This is a genomic window from Actinokineospora sp. UV203 (assembly GCF_056323665.1).
This window is the reverse complement of record NZ_CM150484.1, coordinates 943,635-956,384: the sequence shown is the minus strand read 5'-3', so window position 1 is coordinate 956,384 and position 12,750 is coordinate 943,635. Positions and strand designations below refer to the sequence as shown.

Here is a 12,750-nt window from a genome sequence, read left to right as displayed (position 1 = left end):
CCTTTGGTCCCTCGTGGCCGAACCCCAAACGGTGGTGTCGTTGAGGTGTTCGTCCCACCAGAACTGATCAGAGGAGTTGACCGACCGTGGGCAGCACAGTCCCCTCCGTCGAGTGGAGCGTCGGCGAGGTCGCCCTGATGGCGGCGGCGGTCGGCCGGGCGCCGTCGGTGCACAACACCCAGCCCTGGTTCCTGGAGACCCACGGCCGGGTCGCGTCGGTGTTCGAGCGGTTCGACCTCACCCTCCCGCGCCACGACCGGGCGGGGGAGGGACCGGATGATCTCCTGCGGAGCGGCCGTGACGAACCTGCGGCTCGCGGTGCGCAGACTGGGCTGGGCGGCGACGGTGGCGGAGTTCGCCGACCCGGACCGGCCCGACGAGGTGGCCCGGGTGCGCGCGGGTAAACGGGTGCCACCCACTGCTCGGGAGCTGGAGCTGTTCCAGGCCATCGCGCGCCGACGCAGCTGCCGCGGCCGCTTCTCCGGCATGCCGAGCAAAGACGAGATTTCCGCACTCGCCCACGCCAGCACCACACCGGGGCTCAACGCGCACGTGGTGCGCGACACCACCGAAGTCCGTGCCATCGCCCACCGGCTCGTCTACGCGGCCACGACGCTGCAGCACGACCGTGCCTACCTCCGCGAACTCGCGGCGTGGACCAGCGATGCCACGCGACCCACATCGGATGGGATCCCGGAGGCGAACCTGCCGCGCGGCAGCCTGCCGTGGACCGGGCTGGTCGGCCCGTCGACGCGAATACCCGACGAGGACACCCTCACCGAGCGCATCGCCGCGGAGACGCAGCTGATCGTGCTCACCGTCGGCGACGGGCGCAGCGACCACCTGCACGCGGGTATGGCGCTGCAGGAGATGTGGCTCGCCGCCACCGCCGCCGGTCTCGCCGCGTCCGTGCTCACCCAGCCGCTGCACCTGCACGAGGTCCGCGCCGGGCTCATCGAGGCCATGGACTTGCCCGGCTACCCCCAAGCCATCCTGCGTGTCGGCCTGCCCTCCGGCGAGGTGCTGCCGACGCCACGGCGCCCACTTACCGACGTCATCCGACACCGGACGAAAGGCACGACATGACCACCCAGCCCCTCCGCCCGCCCATCGTCGTCGGCGTCGACGGCTCGGACTCCGCGCTGCGCGCCACCGAATGGGCCGCCGCCGAGGCGCTGCGGCGGAAGCTGCCGGTGCGCCTCGTGCACGTCTGTGTCCTGCCCCCCATCCGCCACCCGGCCACGATCTCCGATCAGGCACTGTGGATCGACGTGCTCGCCGACAACGGGCAGCACATCCTCGCCGAGGCCGCCGCCACCGCGCGGGCCGCCGCGCCCACCGTCGAACTCGTGACCGACCAGCGCATGGGCTTCGCGGCGGAGGTGCTCATCGAGGAGTCCAAGGGCGCCCACGCGATGGTCCTGGGCAGCCGGGGTCTCGGCGGGTTCCGCAGCCTGCTGGTCGGCTCCGTCGCCGTCGCCCTGTCCGCCCACGGGCACTGCCCGGTCATCGTCGCGCGCGGGGCGCTCCCCGGGCAGGCCGCCTCGTCCGCGGGCCCGGTGGTGGTCGGCGTCGACGGCTCGCCCGCCTCGGAGGCGGCGATCCGGTTCGCCTTCGACGAGGCCTCCGTCCGGCGCACCAACCTGGTCGCGGTCCACACCTGGCTCGACATCGCGTTCACCGGCGCGTGGACCGCGCTGCCCACCACGATCGACTGGGCCGCGGTCGATGTCGACGAGACCATGCTGCTCGACGAGCGCCTGGCCGGTTGGCAGGAGAAATACCCCGACGTCGCGGTGGAGCGGGTCGTGCTGCGCGACCGGCCGGTGCGGGCCCTGCTCGACAAGGCCGAGGGCGCGCAGCTGATCGTCGTCGGCACCCGCGGCCACGGCGCGCTGGTGGGTATGGGTCTTGCGGGTGCTGGCGCTGGCGGCGGTCGCGCTCTCCGGTGTGGTGGCGGTGTCCGGCCTGCTGCGTGGGGAGTCGTTGGCCGAGATGGCGTTGGTCGGCATCAGCCTGGCCGTCGCCGCGGTGCCCGAGTCGCTGCCCGCCGTGGTGACCCTGGCTTTGGCGCTCGGTGCGCACCGGATGGCCAAGCGCGGCGGAGTCGTGCGTTCCCTGCCCGCGGTGGAGACCCTCGGGTCGGTCACCGTGCTGGCCGCGGACAAGACCGGCACCCTCACCGAGGGCCGGATGCTGGTGGAACGGCTCTGGACCCCGGAGTGCGGCGAGGCCGCCGTGACCGGCGCCGGCTACGAACCGGTGGGGGAGATCAGCCCGGACACTGGACTGGCCCGGCTGCTGCGCGACGGCGCGCTGTGCAACGACGCGGACCTCGCGCCACCGGACGAGCCAGGCGGCGCCTGGCGGGCCGTTGGCGACCCGACGGAGGCGGCGCTGGTGGTGCTCGCGGCCAAGGGCGGCGTCGACTCGGCGGCGCTGGGGGAGCGGTACCCGCGGGTCGCCGAAATCCCGTTCGACCACGACAGCAAGCGGATGACGACCGTGCACCGCGCACCCGACGGCTGGCTTGTCGTGTGCAAGGGCGCGCCGGAAGTCCTGCTCGACACCCCCGGCCTGCTGTGCGAGGTGCCAGTTCAGGCGCGGGAGACGGCTCTGTCCCTCGCGCGACAGGGGTACCGGGTGCTCGCCGTGGCCGACCGCGCCTATCCGGAGGGTCCGCGGCCCAGTGCCGGTGACCAGGGCCTGGTGCTGGCCGGGTTGGTCGCGATCATCGACCCGCCGCGCGAGTCCGCCGCCGACGTGGTCGCCACGTTCCGCCGCGCGGGTGTGCGGCTGCTGCTGATCACCGGCGACCACCCGCACACCGCGCACGCGCTGGCCGCCCGGGTCGGCATCGACGCGGAGGGTGTCTATGCGCGGACCCGACCCGAGCAGAAACTCGACATCGTCGCCGAGTTGCAGGCCCGTGGCGAGGTCGTAGCGATGACCGGTGACGGTGTCAACGACGCCCCCGCCCTGCGCCGAGCCGACATCGGCACCGCGATGGGCGGCGAGGGCACCGAGGTCGCCCGGCAGGCCGCCGACCTGGTCCTGACCGACGACAACCTGGGGACCGTCGCGGCGGCGATCGAAGAGGGCAGGCGCATCTACGCCAACGTCCGCACCTTCCTGCGCTACGCCTTGGCCGGGGGAGTGGCGGAGGTCGTGGTCATGCTGCTGGGACCGCTGTTCGGGCTGGCGCTGCCGCTGCTACCCGCGCAGATCCTGTGGATCAACATGCTCACCCACGGCCTGCCCGGCGTCGCCATGGGCGCCGAACCCGCCGACCCGGCCATCATGCGAGCCCGGCCACGCCCACCCCAGCAGTTCATCCTCGGCGACGGCCTCTGGCGGCGCATCGCCTGGACCGGCGCCCTTATCGCGGCGGTGACCCTGGGCGTCGGCGTGTGGGCCTCCACCACCGGACGCCCGTGGCAGAGCCTGATCTTCCTGACGCTGGGTCTGGCTCAGCTGGGTGTCGCCCTCGCCGTGCGAACACGTGGAACGAATCTGCGGCCCCGCTTCCTCGACATCGCGGTCGCCTGCGCGGTGCTCCTGCAGCTGGGCGGGGTCTACCTCGCGCCGCTGCGCGCACTGCTGGGAACGGAGCCGGTGGGCCTGACGGACTTGGCCACCGTGACGGGATTCGCGCTGCTTCCCGCCCTCGCCGTGCTCACCGCCCGCCGCGCTTCACGGGCCACCTGAGGCCACTGCGTCGGCCTCGATCTTGGACAGCGCCCCGTTGCGACGTTTCAGGAGATCCTCCGCGTTCAGCCCACCACAGGCAGGCGTCCCAGTCTCGCTCGGCCCGCCACAATACGATCCGCGCACGCGCGTCGCGATCGTACCGCAAGCGCAGCCTTTCGCTTGCGTGCTTGGGAAAGCGCGTCAGCAACCAACCACCAGCCCGCACCACCCAAGGGCGCCAACAACCGGCAGGCAGGCTAGCAGCGGCCACACCTCACAGCCGCCCAACCTTGCGGGCCTGCCGGACAACGAACCTGTTCGCAAGTCGGATGACGAACACCCCACCGGCCACCACCAACACCACCAACCCGACACTCACCGGAAGTCCCGCGCGCTGGGATCGACCTCACGGCAATGCTTCGGCCGGTTCACGGCCGCCAGCAGCGTCGCCGAACTCACCCAGTCCATTCGGCTCAAGTCCAGCCCGGAGATCGTGCCAAGATAGGTCGTGGCCTTGGCCTGCATGTCCGCGACCGGTGGCCACTCGCCCCACACGCAGGTTGGTCGTTTGGTGTTCCGGTTGTGCCGGATGAGCACCACCACCCCGAAGTCCATGGACAGGTAGAACGCCAACCGCCTCAAGGCACCGTGACGAGTTGCGTTCTGCTTCGCCTTGTGGCGACGCAGCGGGATACTCACCCTGGCCACGCCTTCTGCCCCCGGCACAGCTTCTGCGCCACCTCCGGCAAGCCGCCGTCCTGCACCCAGACCGCCGCACCTGTCCGCCGAATTTGGGCCACCAGCGCTGCCGCCACATCCGCTCGGTAGGACAGGTGACAACTGTTGAGCAGAACGGCCGCACTGGCGGCTGGCAGGGTCAGCGCCTGCACCAAGCCGCGGAAGCCCACCCGGTCTTCGATGTCCAACGACGAGCCGACATCGGAGAACGTTGCCCGGGTGGGCACCACCGTGAGGGGCAGCTCCGGTTCAGCACCGAGATCCCCGCCGGAGCAAGTGTCGAACTGCGGCTCACCGGCCTCGCCTCGGACGTGGCCGCGACCTGGACCGCGCCGTGACCACGACACTCCCCTGGCCACTACACCATCAATCCAACTAACCTCTATTAACTATCAAGATATCCAGTAGGACCGTCCTTTGGTGACGGTTGCGCTTGCAGAACACCCAAAACGCCAAGACAGGGGACAGGGAGTTCTTTCTGGCCGAAGGAAGGCGGTGAGTCACATGAGCGCGGTTGTGATGGTGGAGGCAGTGTTGGAGGCGCGCGGTATCGAAAAGAGATACCGGCGCGGGGCGGGCCCGGGCGCCGGGGGTCATGGGCAGCCCGGCGACGGTGACCGTTCCGGCGTCGGCGGTGAGCAGCCCGCACACCATGCGGATCGTGGTGCTCTTGCCCGCCCCGTTGGGGCCGAGCAGCCCGTAGGTCTCGCCGGGGGCGATGCGCAGGCTCACGTTGTCGACGGCGAGCCGGTCGCCGAAGGAGCGGGTGAGGCCGACGCAGTCGAGGACCGCGGCGGGAGTGTCCGCGCCGCGGTCGGATCGGGTGTCGGTGAGGGTGAGTCCGCCGTCCATGGCGTCGTTCAGCCGGTCAGGGTGGATCGGCGGGCGCGGTACTCCTCGGCGTCGATCTCGCCGCGCGCGAAGCGCTCGTCGAGGATCGCGCGAGGGCCGGAGTCGTTGCGGTGCTTGCCGAAGTGGCGGATGACCAGGACGGCGACGGTGATCAGGCCACCCCAGAACACGATCATCGCGATGACCATCATCAGCGCACCAAGCCAGCCAATGCCGCCGTAGTTGCCGTAATCCCATCCATGCATGTCGAACTCCTTCGTGGGGCCGCGATCAGCGGGTCAGGTGGGTGGGCTGGTGGGTGACGGCCTCGATGTCGGTGACCGCGGCTTCGAGCAGCCGGTGGGCCAGGTCCGACAGGGCGCGGGCGGTGGCGAGTTCGTCGCCGATCTCGGGGACGTTGGTGTCGTCGGGGGAGAGTCGGGCGAGGCCGATGCCGACGAGAGTGGTGTTGTCACGGGTGGTCAGGCGTGCCTTCGCGCGGGTGCGCTCCTCGTGCTCGTCGATGAAGATCTCGACGCGCCAGTGCTTGGCTTCGAGCATGGTGTGCCTCCCGGGGTCGTGGTTCCAGGGTGCGCGCGGGTAGGTGGGGCGGCAGAGGGGCGAAAGTCCCGTCACGTCGGGACGATCGCCGCGCGTCAGCGGCGGGACGGCTTGCGGCGCAGCGAGTCGATGGCGGCCCACGGGTCGTCGCCGGTGCCGGCGGCGGCGGCGGCGAGACTGGCCCGGCAGGTGCGCACCAGCTGGCGGGTGGCGGCGGTGTCGGGGGTGCGCGCGCACTTGGGGCAGCGCAGCCGGACGTCGCCGGTGAGCGCGTCGATCGCGATGTCGACCGCGCGGGAGCAGTCGCGGCACCAGCGGTGTCCGGTCACGGGGATCACGTGCAGCGGCGAGGAGACGCAGTCGTGCAGCCAGCGGCGGTGGGTCCAGCAGGTCATCCGGTCGAGCGGATTCAGACCCGCGGCCTCCTGGCCGTCCTCAGTGGACAGTGCGGCGGCAAGCCGGCCATCGCGCATGTCGGTGTAGCGCTCGTGGACGCGGCCCGCCGGTTCGACGAGCGCCGTCCGAGTGGCGGTGGTGACTCGCTGCTGGGCGGACATTGTCGGTTCCTTTCACCGTGGTTTCGGCACCTGTCCACCATGACCGCCTGGCTGTGACCGTCACCACATTCCAACTCCCCGTTTGTGTCGCACCTTTCAGTCCTGGTCAGCGGGGTCCAACGGCGCGACGAGGGCCCTGGTGAACGGGGACCTTCGGCCGCCGTCGGCGGGGACTGCTGCTCTGCCGTCCCCTCGGGATGTGGGGTTGCGTGGCGGTGAGAGACCAACGACCCGGGAGGCGAACATGCCCGAACTGACAGTGGCGGCCGTGATGACGAAGAAGGTGGTCGCGGTCGACCCAGGCACACCGGTCAAAGAGGTGATCGCGACTCTCGCGCGCGAGGCGATCAGCGCCGTACCGGTGCTCGACGAACAGCTGCGACCGCTCGGGGTCGTGTCGGAGGCCGACGCGATGGCCAAGCGCGAGTACCACGCGGGAACCGACGACCCGCCGCCCTGGTATGCCCGGGGTGGGCGCAAAGCCCGGTGGCTCAAGGCGAAGGGCAGCACCGCGGCCGACATCATGACCTCGCCCGCGGTGACCGTCGTCGAGTACGAACCGGTGACCGTCGCCGCCCGCACGCTGGCCGAGAAGCGGCTGCGCAGACTGTTCGTCGTGGACAAGAAAGGCCGCGTCGTGGGGGTGCTGTCCCGCCGGGACATCCTGGCCACGTTTCTGCGTGACGACGAGGACATCCGCGCCGATATCGAGCGCCTGGTCCTGGCCAAGGGCATGTGGCTGATCCCGGGAACCGTGACAGTCAAGGTCCACGACGGCATCGCCACCCTCTACGGGACGCTGCAGCACCGCAGCACCGCCGAGGTCGCCCGCGTCCTCACCGGGGCCGTGGCAGGTGTCGTCGGGGTGCGCAGCAACCTGCGCTACGAGATCGACGACGCGGTCAGCACCGGTCTGTGAGTCAGGAGAATGACATGACCCGCAAGAAGTGGAGTGACCTCAAGCCGGGGCAGCGCCGGGGATTCATCGCGGCGAGCTTCGTCGAGTTCGCGCTCGCGGCCGCCGCGTGGACCGACCTGGCCCGCCGCACCCCGGCGCAGGTGCGCGGCCGCAAGCCCCTGTGGGCGGCGGCGATCGCGGTGAACTTCGTCGGCCCGATCGCCTACTTCTGCTGGGGCCGGGTGCCTGCCGACCGCGGACACGTGTCGGGTGGCGCGGACGTTCTTCGATTCCACGTCGGTTCGTGACCGGTGGGCCAATGCCCGCCGGTCACGTCCGTTTGCCCGGAGACTCAGTCGTGGGCGCGACGGGGTGCGGCACCGGGTAGGTACGCGGTGACCTGCTCGGCCGGGCGGCGCCTGCTGCGGGGCAGCGCTGGAGCCGCTATCGGCGCCCAGCCGACCCGCAGCACGAGGTGCGGCGCACCGGCCGAGTCGAGGATGTCCTCCTGGATGTCGCGCCTGGGGCCGGGCACCTCGAAGGCTTGCGACAGCGGGCAGGTGGCCAGCCCGAGGTCGGTGGCGGCGAGGAGCATCGCGCCGGCGGCCTCACCGGCGCGCAGGCGGGACACCGCATCGTCGTGGGGGGTGGTCAGGACGAGCAGTTCCCCACCGTCGAGCGCCGAGGGTTCCACTGTGGACTGGAGGAGCGCCCCTGCGGCGAAGGTGCGCATCCGGGTGTCGCCATGGGTCTGTCGGCCCGCGGGCGCGCTCGCGCTCAGCACACCTTCGGTGGCGCCGAGGCCGAGCCCGCTCCAGAGGGCCATCTCCGTGTTGTAGGCGGGGTCGCTTTCCTGCTTGTCGGCCGCGAGCCCCATGGCGGTGGCCAGCCGGTGCCTGCGGATCGGGTCGGTGACGGGCACCGCGACGACACCCTGCCGGGCGGCGTGCTCGACCAACAGGTCCAAATGGCCCTGGGGCACCGGCCACGACGAGTACCGGCGCCGGTCCGTGCGCCTGCCCATGATCGCCGCCGCCAGCGCGACGTCCTCATCGGAGGGATCGGCAGGGTGCAGCTCGATGGCCGCCAGGTGGTCGGTGTCGGCAGGGTTGGGGATGCGGTGCACCCGGCTCGCCCAGCCCAGCGCCGCGAACGCGACCCTGGCGTGGTGCAGGGTGGCGCCGCAGCTGAGCAGCAGGTCGTGGCCGTCAGGGTCGGTGACGGGCACCTGCCGGGTCCAGTCGGCCATCAGGTGCAGCGACTGCCGCCCGATGAGCCAGCGCCACGGCTGCGTGTTGTGCACCGACGGGGCGCGCGTGGCCAGGGCCAGCGCGCCGTACATCGTCTCGGGATCGGGCCGGTTCCTACTCATCGGTGTTCCTCGCGGCCACCAGTCAGCGCCGCGGCGAGGGTTCGGGCCCAGGCGAGGATCTCGTCCCAGTCGCGGGCGTCACCCGCCATCCGCTTGGCCAGCATCCGGTCTATCAGCCCGGTGGCCAGCTTCGGGTCGAGGCGCCCGCCGAACACCGTGGGTGCCGCGGCGCCGACGCGTCCCGCCCATTTCGTGGCGAATGGCGACGGGGTGATCGTCTCGGGTCGCTTGCCGAGCCAGCCGCTCTCGAAGAGCCACACGCTGCGGGCGGCCAGCCCCGGGGCGTTCCGCTTGAGGAAGCGGGACGCCTCCGGGCGCCACCGGCCCGCGTAGACCGCGCTGCCCAACACGACGCTGTCATAGCCTTCGAGCGTGGTCACGTTGTCCACGTCACGCACGTCCGCCGACACCCCGAGTCGCAGCAGTTCCACGCCGATGGCGTCGGCGATTTCCTTGGTGGAGCCCATTTTGCTCGCGTAAGCGATGAGTACCTGAGTCATGCGAACAGCGTCGCGCCCATGCGTGCGGTGGTGGCAGGGCAGTTGTTCCCGACCCGGGTCGACCTAAGTCACGCGGGCACCGTCACGACTGGGCAGTGAGCATGGCGCAGGCAGTACGACGCCACACTTCCGAGGACGAACTCGGCCAGCCGACTGTGTCGGGTCTTGCCGATCACCAGCATGGCGGCGGACTCGGCGACCCTGGTCAGTTCAGTCCCCGGATCACCGTCGACGTGCAGCCGCCGGACCTCCGGGGCGCCCCGCACACCCGCCCGGGCTCGCCACGACCACGTCGTAGAGGCGCGGGCTCCGGCGGGCCTGTTCGAGCGGGGGCGCGGTGCCGTAGGGCGTCGGGGCGAAGGAGGTGTCCGCGGCGACGGTCACCGGGTAGCCGACCTCCACCGCGGTCACCGGCGCCCCTGTCGTGGCCGCGAGTTCCACCGCCCAGCGCAGGGCGGAACGGCTCGCGGGCGAGCCGTCGACACCGACCACGATCACGTTGTTCGTCATTCGCGTGTGCCCCGGTGCGTTCATCGGGCGAGGTTCACGGGGATCTCGGCCACGACGACGCGGCTGCCGTCCTCGGCCGAGGAGTACCAGGCGATCAGCTTGCCGGTGCCTGACTGGGGCACGGTGAAGCGCAGGGTGACGTCGAAGGTGCCGCGGGTGCCGGTGCCCGACGTGGCCATTACCCGCCAGTCGGCGAGTGAGCGGCCCGCGGGGTCGACGACCTGGAGTTGGAAGACAGCTTCGAAGGTGTTCGCCGTGCCGTACACGCGCAGGGGGCTGCGCGCGGTGGTGCCGATGGTCGGCGATTCGATCAGCACGGCGGGGGAGAGGTCTTCGTAGTCGGCCCTGATCTGCGGGTGGTCGAGGATGATCCCCTCGCCGCCGAAGGCGGTCACCGGGACACCGTCGAGCCGGAAGTTCACCCGGTCGACCGTGGCGAACCGGGTCAGGGTGAACACGACCTGCGCGAGGCGCGAGGTCATCGACAGGGTGCCGCCGCCGGAGGCGAAAGTCCCCGACAGGTCGACGGTGGCGAGCCCGCCCTGCAGCGCGACGCCGCGCAGGGTGGTTCCCGCGGGGACGCTCGACGACATCCCCGCCTGCTGCTCGGCCGCTGTCGGCCCCTGCAGCAACGCGCTCACCGCCGCCGACGCGACCGCGGGTGTCTGGACCTGTCTGCGGGTCGCGATCAGCTTCTCCCCGCGCAGGAAGTACACCGACACGCCCGCAGTGGCGGCTGGCGGCTGGGTTGTCGCGGCGGGTGCGCTGGTCGTCGTCGGCACGCTGGGCGGTGTGGTGGGCGTCGAACTGGTGCCCGGTCCGCTGCTCGCGGTGCTGGTGCTGGTGGGAGGGGTCGGCTCTGGCACGCCCGGTTCCGAACGGCCGCAGCCGGTCGCGGTCGTGGCGACTGTGGTGACGGCGATGAGAACAGCGAGGCGGATGGACATGTGATGCCTCCATGGTCAGGTGACTTGATCGGACACGGAGACCGGATGGGCGCACAGTCGCGTAGGTCCCACCCTGACGGTGCCCTTGGACCGCAATGCACCCTCCGGGCGCGGATCCTGAGACCCACGACATCGACTGAAACCGTATGCGGTCCGCTGCGCACCGCACACCAAAATCGGCGCCCGCTGTGAAGGCGGACGCCGACGATCGGTCCTACGTGGTCACCGGGACGGACACCTCGGTGACGAGGTCCGCCACGCCCACCGCTTGGTCCGGGCCGACGAGATAGGTCTCCGTGGATGGGCCCGCCGCGTGCCTGCCCGACGTTCGGATCCAGTCGGCAAGGGCCTGGTGGGCGGCGCCGATGTCGTCGTAGGCGCCGAGGTGCCGGGTCGTGGCGACGGTGGCGGCCTCCTGCCGGATCACTCCGGCGGAGTCGTCCGCCGAGCCCACGGGGACGGTGAGGTCCACTTCGATCGGCTGGTCCGGGCGGAACTCGCCGCGGTAGCTGATGGCAGGCGGCCCGGTGATGGGCAGGTGGGCTTGGCCCGCCCCCTGGTACAGGGCCGCCATCGCCTCGGCGACATCTTCGCCCATGTTGTCCGTGCGCAAAGCACGGCTCATTTTCAGCATCAAGCGTGGAGCGGTGTCCACGACCGAGATCTCATACGCCATGGTGATCGCTTCTTCCGGGGATCAGAGGGAGGCGCAGATGTCGGCCACCGGGCGGCGCTGACTGGCCGGGAGCGGCTCGGCGGAGGTGGGTGCCCACCCCACCCGCAGCACCAGTTGGGGGATTGCGGCGCCGTCGAGGACGGTGTCGCGGATCAGGATTCGGCTGTCGGTGACCTCGACCGCCTGTGACAGCGGGCAACTCGCCAACCCGAGATCGGTCGCGGTCAGCAGCACCGCGCTCGCCGCCTCACCGGCCCGCAACCGTGACAGCGCGTCGTCGCCGGGGGTGGCCAGCACGATGAGTTCACCGGCGTCGGGCTCGTTGCGGCGCACCGGCGATTCGCGAAGCTCACCACCGACGAACGTCCGCATCCGGGTGTCGCCGTGGTGCTCGCTGCCCGCTGGTGCGGCGGCGGCGGCGGGGACCCCGTCGGTGCTCACCCGGCTCCGGCCGCTCCACTCGCCGATCTCCGCGACGTAGTCCGGATCGTGCTGCTGCCGCTCGGCGGCGAGTTCCATCGCCACCGCGAGCCGGTATCGGGTGTCCGCGTCGGTGACCGGGATAGCGATGACACCCTCATGTGCCGCGCGCTCCACAAGCAGGTCCAGCAGTTCGGCGGGGACCGGCCACGACGAGTACGCGCGCCGGTCGGTGCGCCTGCGGGTGATCGCCGAGGCCAGCGCGACGTCCTCACGTGACGGCTCGGCCGGCACGAACTCCACGGCGGCCAGGTGATCCGGCGTCGCCGGGTTCGGGACGCGGTGCACCAGCGTGGCGTATCCCAGCGCGGCGAACGCGACTCGTAGGTGGTGCAGGGCCGCGCCGCAGCTGATCAGCAGGTCCCGGCCCTGCGGGTCGGTGGCGGGCACCTGGCGGGTCCAGTCGGCCATCAGGTGCACCGAGTCGTCTCCGATCAGCCAGCGCCACGGCTGCGAGTTGTGCACCGAAGGCGCCCTCGCGGCGAGCTCGATCGCGTCGTTCACCGTGACGCGGTCCATATCCGTTGCGGCCATGGCCTTTCCCTCCACCAGCTCGTTTGCGGTCATCTCCACTGTCGGTCGCGCGCGGGGTGCGGGCGAGAGACCGAGGTCCCGCCGCGGCGGGTCCAGATGCCCTGTCGACGGCACGGCTCGGCAACGACCGTGATGGGTGAGACAGCGCCGAGCGGACGGAGGACCGAGCATGCACGCCGAACCTGGTGACTGGCTGGTCATCGAACGCTCCGACATCGAGCACCACGCGCGCCGCGGTCGCATCGAGCGGGTCCGCGGGGCGGGAGGCACGCCGCCGTTCGTGGTGCGGTGGCTCGACACCGACCGCGTCGTACTCGTAGGCCAGCGGGTGTTAGGCGGCTTCCGTGTCGGTCTTCTGGCCGGTGTCGTCGTCGGCTGGTCGGTTGATCCAGACGGTGTCGAGTAGATCGAGCATCTTCGGTGAGACGGACTCGGGGCATGCACGCATGATGAGCC

20 protein-coding genes and 1 pseudogene are annotated in these 12,750 nt (G+C 71.2%); 8 read left to right on the top strand and 13 right to left on the bottom strand.

Annotated elements, in window-relative coordinates:
• The first annotated feature begins 86 nt into the window (after positions 1-86).
• The 4 genes and pseudogenes from ACUZ2Y_RS04435 (at position 87) to ACUZ2Y_RS04420 (ending at position 3,708) form a co-directional block, all read left to right on the top strand.
• Positions 87-404 (top strand): hypothetical protein, encoded by a 318-nt coding sequence (locus ACUZ2Y_RS04435; protein WP_476327154.1) that lies wholly within the window; start codon positions 87-89, stop codon positions 402-404.
• Entirely contained in the window at positions 298-1,086 is a 789-nt protein-coding gene (locus tag ACUZ2Y_RS04430) for a nitroreductase family protein (protein ID WP_476327152.1), read from the top strand. The genes ACUZ2Y_RS04435 and ACUZ2Y_RS04430 overlap by 107 nt, the downstream gene beginning before the upstream one ends.
• Positions 1,083-1,844 (top strand): annotated as a pseudogene (locus ACUZ2Y_RS04425) (universal stress protein); the annotation flags it as partial. The gene ACUZ2Y_RS04430 and the pseudogene ACUZ2Y_RS04425, both read left to right, overlap by 4 nt.
• A 73-nt stretch (positions 1,845-1,917) precedes the next feature.
• Positions 1,918-3,708, top strand: coding sequence for a cation-translocating P-type ATPase (locus ACUZ2Y_RS04420; protein WP_476331593.1), 1,791 nt, complete (start codon positions 1,918-1,920; stop codon positions 3,706-3,708).
• 357 nt (positions 3,709-4,065) lie between these two features.
• On the opposite strand, the gene ACUZ2Y_RS04415 is transcribed toward ACUZ2Y_RS04420, so the two are convergent.
• The 6 genes from ACUZ2Y_RS04415 to ACUZ2Y_RS04390 form a co-directional block, all read right to left on the bottom strand.
• Positions 4,066-4,332, bottom strand: coding sequence for a hypothetical protein (locus ACUZ2Y_RS04415; RefSeq protein ID WP_476327150.1), 267 nt, complete (start codon positions 4,330-4,332; stop codon positions 4,066-4,068).
• A 53-nt stretch (positions 4,333-4,385) separates the two neighbouring features.
• Positions 4,386-4,655, bottom strand: a complete 270-nt coding sequence (locus tag ACUZ2Y_RS04410) for a hypothetical protein (RefSeq protein WP_476327148.1) — start codon at positions 4,653-4,655, stop codon at positions 4,386-4,388.
• A 148-nt stretch (positions 4,656-4,803) separates the two neighbouring features.
• A complete protein-coding gene (locus ACUZ2Y_RS04405; RefSeq protein ID WP_476327146.1) occupies positions 4,804-5,280 on the bottom strand; it encodes an ATP-binding cassette domain-containing protein in 477 nt (158 codons plus the stop codon).
• A gap of 8 nt (positions 5,281-5,288) precedes the next feature.
• Positions 5,289-5,525, bottom strand: coding sequence for an SHOCT domain-containing protein (locus tag ACUZ2Y_RS04400; protein ID WP_476327144.1), 237 nt, complete (start codon positions 5,523-5,525; stop codon positions 5,289-5,291).
• Between the two features lie 25 nt (positions 5,526-5,550).
• Positions 5,551-5,820 carry a DUF1876 domain-containing protein gene (locus ACUZ2Y_RS04395; RefSeq protein ID WP_476327142.1) on the bottom strand — a complete coding sequence of 90 codons (270 nt, stop codon included), beginning with the start codon at positions 5,818-5,820 and terminating at the stop codon, positions 5,551-5,553.
• A 95-nt stretch (positions 5,821-5,915) separates the two neighbouring features.
• Positions 5,916-6,377, bottom strand: coding sequence for a hypothetical protein (locus ACUZ2Y_RS04390; RefSeq protein ID WP_476327140.1), 462 nt, complete (start codon positions 6,375-6,377; stop codon positions 5,916-5,918).
• A 244-nt stretch (positions 6,378-6,621) separates the two neighbouring features.
• On the opposite strand from ACUZ2Y_RS04390, the gene ACUZ2Y_RS04385 reads away from it, so the two are divergent.
• Positions 6,622-7,296: a CBS domain-containing protein gene (locus tag ACUZ2Y_RS04385; RefSeq protein WP_476327138.1), complete on the top strand. Its 675-nt coding sequence runs from the start codon at positions 6,622-6,624 to the stop codon at positions 7,294-7,296.
• 14 nt (positions 7,297-7,310) lie between these two features.
• Positions 7,311-7,583 carry a PLDc N-terminal domain-containing protein gene (locus ACUZ2Y_RS04380; protein ID WP_476327136.1) on the top strand — a complete coding sequence of 91 codons (273 nt, stop codon included), beginning with the start codon at positions 7,311-7,313 and terminating at the stop codon, positions 7,581-7,583.
• 44 nt (positions 7,584-7,627) lie between these two features.
• Here ACUZ2Y_RS04380 and ACUZ2Y_RS04375 read toward each other — a convergent pair whose 3' ends face one another.
• The 5 genes from ACUZ2Y_RS04375 to ACUZ2Y_RS04355 all read right to left on the bottom strand — a co-directional run bounded on the left by ACUZ2Y_RS04375 (position 7,628) and on the right by ACUZ2Y_RS04355 (position 10,379).
• Positions 7,628-8,647: an Acg family FMN-binding oxidoreductase gene (locus ACUZ2Y_RS04375; RefSeq protein WP_476327134.1), complete on the bottom strand. Its 1,020-nt coding sequence runs from the start codon at positions 8,645-8,647 to the stop codon at positions 7,628-7,630.
• Positions 8,644-9,147 carry a flavodoxin domain-containing protein gene (locus ACUZ2Y_RS04370; RefSeq protein WP_476327132.1) on the bottom strand — a complete coding sequence of 168 codons (504 nt, stop codon included), beginning with the start codon at positions 9,145-9,147 and terminating at the stop codon, positions 8,644-8,646. The genes ACUZ2Y_RS04375 and ACUZ2Y_RS04370 overlap by 4 nt, the downstream gene beginning before the upstream one ends.
• A gap of 68 nt (positions 9,148-9,215) precedes the next feature.
• Positions 9,216-9,413: a universal stress protein gene (locus tag ACUZ2Y_RS04365; RefSeq protein WP_476327130.1), complete on the bottom strand. Its 198-nt coding sequence runs from the start codon at positions 9,411-9,413 to the stop codon at positions 9,216-9,218.
• Positions 9,370-9,681, bottom strand: coding sequence for a universal stress protein (locus ACUZ2Y_RS04360; RefSeq protein ID WP_476327128.1), 312 nt, complete (start codon positions 9,679-9,681; stop codon positions 9,370-9,372). The genes ACUZ2Y_RS04365 and ACUZ2Y_RS04360 overlap by 44 nt, the downstream gene beginning before the upstream one ends.
• Positions 9,678-10,379: a GerMN domain-containing protein gene (locus tag ACUZ2Y_RS04355; RefSeq protein WP_476327126.1), complete on the bottom strand. Its 702-nt coding sequence runs from the start codon at positions 10,377-10,379 to the stop codon at positions 9,678-9,680. Before ACUZ2Y_RS04355 ends, ACUZ2Y_RS04360 begins: the two co-directional genes overlap by 4 nt.
• A 7-nt stretch (positions 10,380-10,386) precedes the next feature.
• Here ACUZ2Y_RS04355 and ACUZ2Y_RS04350 point away from each other — a divergent pair, with 7 nt between their 5' ends.
• Positions 10,387-10,608, top strand: coding sequence for a hypothetical protein (locus ACUZ2Y_RS04350; protein WP_476327124.1), 222 nt, complete (start codon positions 10,387-10,389; stop codon positions 10,606-10,608).
• Between the two features lie 210 nt (positions 10,609-10,818).
• Here ACUZ2Y_RS04350 and ACUZ2Y_RS04345 read toward each other — a convergent pair whose 3' ends face one another.
• Together ACUZ2Y_RS04345 and ACUZ2Y_RS04340 are read right to left on the bottom strand one after the other, a co-directional pair.
• Positions 10,819-11,280 (bottom strand): GyrI-like domain-containing protein, encoded by a 462-nt coding sequence (locus ACUZ2Y_RS04345; RefSeq protein ID WP_476327122.1) that lies wholly within the window; start codon positions 11,278-11,280, stop codon positions 10,819-10,821.
• Between the two features lie 21 nt (positions 11,281-11,301).
• Positions 11,302-12,294 carry an Acg family FMN-binding oxidoreductase gene (locus tag ACUZ2Y_RS04340; RefSeq protein ID WP_476327120.1) on the bottom strand — a complete coding sequence of 331 codons (993 nt, stop codon included), beginning with the start codon at positions 12,292-12,294 and terminating at the stop codon, positions 11,302-11,304.
• A gap of 169 nt (positions 12,295-12,463) precedes the next feature.
• On the opposite strand from ACUZ2Y_RS04340, the gene ACUZ2Y_RS04335 reads away from it, so the two are divergent.
• A complete protein-coding gene (locus ACUZ2Y_RS04335) occupies positions 12,464-12,700 on the top strand; it encodes a DUF1918 domain-containing protein (RefSeq protein ID WP_476327118.1) in 237 nt (78 codons plus the stop codon).
• The last annotated feature ends 50 nt before the right edge of the window (positions 12,701-12,750 follow it).

Bases quoted from the DNA above. Each gene is read 5' to 3' on its own strand.
- ACUZ2Y_RS04405 (WP_476327146.1), bottom strand. From the start codon at position 5,280: ATGGACGGCGGACTCACCCTCACCGACACCCGATCCGACCGCGGCGCG.
- ACUZ2Y_RS04400 (WP_476327144.1), bottom strand. From the start codon at position 5,525: ATGCATGGATGGGATTACGGCAACTACGGCGGCATTGGCTGGCTTGGT.
- ACUZ2Y_RS04395 (WP_476327142.1), bottom strand. From the start codon at position 5,820: ATGCTCGAAGCCAAGCACTGGCGCGTCGAGATCTTCATCGACGAGCAC.
- ACUZ2Y_RS04390 (WP_476327140.1), bottom strand. From the start codon at position 6,377: ATGTCCGCCCAGCAGCGAGTCACCACCGCCACTCGGACGGCGCTCGTC.
- ACUZ2Y_RS04385 (WP_476327138.1), top strand. From the start codon at position 6,622: ATGCCCGAACTGACAGTGGCGGCCGTGATGACGAAGAAGGTGGTCGCG.
- ACUZ2Y_RS04380 (WP_476327136.1), top strand. From the start codon at position 7,311: ATGACCCGCAAGAAGTGGAGTGACCTCAAGCCGGGGCAGCGCCGGGGA.
- ACUZ2Y_RS04375 (WP_476327134.1), bottom strand. From the start codon at position 8,647: ATGAGTAGGAACCGGCCCGATCCCGAGACGATGTACGGCGCGCTGGCC.
- ACUZ2Y_RS04370 (WP_476327132.1), bottom strand. From the start codon at position 9,147: ATGACTCAGGTACTCATCGCTTACGCGAGCAAAATGGGCTCCACCAAG.
- ACUZ2Y_RS04360 (WP_476327128.1), bottom strand. From the start codon at position 9,681: ATGAACGCACCGGGGCACACGCGAATGACGAACAACGTGATCGTGGTC.
- ACUZ2Y_RS04345 (WP_476327122.1), bottom strand. From the start codon at position 11,280: ATGGCGTATGAGATCTCGGTCGTGGACACCGCTCCACGCTTGATGCTG.
- ACUZ2Y_RS04340 (WP_476327120.1), bottom strand. From the start codon at position 12,294: ATGGCCGCAACGGATATGGACCGCGTCACGGTGAACGACGCGATCGAG.
- ACUZ2Y_RS04335 (WP_476327118.1), top strand. From the start codon at position 12,464: ATGCACGCCGAACCTGGTGACTGGCTGGTCATCGAACGCTCCGACATC.